Raw genomic sequence first — 436 nt, 5'->3', positions numbered from 1 at the left:
CCGGGGACACCAGCCCGATCCAACTGACCGTGACCGTCGACTACGACACCCTGCGCGACCAACTCGCCGACCGCAGCAAGGCGCTGGCCCTGCTCGGTGACACCACCTGGATCCGCCCCGAGACCGTGCGCCGGTTGGCTTGTGATGCCGAGATCATCCCGATGGTTCTCGGGTCGAAGGGCGAGGTCCTCGACGTCGGCCGCAAGTCCCGCACCCCACCGGCCGGGCTCGCCCGCGCCGTGCGCCGCCGCGACCGGCACTGCGCCTTCCCCGGCTGCCGTCGCAGAGCCCGCCGCTCCCAGATCCACCACATCCAGCACTGGGGCCACGACGGCGACACCGAGCTCGACAACCTGGTGTGCCTGTGCGTCTACCACCACGGGCTGGTGCACCGGTCGGGCTGGGAGATCGTCATGGACCAACGGCTGCCCTGGTT

At 70.6% G+C, this 436-nt stretch carries 1 protein-coding gene; it reads left to right on the top strand.

The features are described from left to right. Nucleotides 1-29: 29 nt before the first annotated feature. Nucleotides 30-436, top strand: a 407-nt coding sequence (locus QRT03_RS32020; protein ID WP_286057227.1) for an HNH endonuclease signature motif containing protein, incomplete at its 3' end; no start/stop codon positions are given.

This window comes from Actinomycetospora termitidis (assembly GCF_030286555.1).
Taxonomy (GTDB): Bacteria; Actinomycetota; Actinomycetes; order Mycobacteriales; family Pseudonocardiaceae; genus Actinomycetospora; species Actinomycetospora termitidis.
Note: the sequence above shows the minus strand (reverse complement) of the source record. Positions and strands in the feature narration are given on the sequence as shown.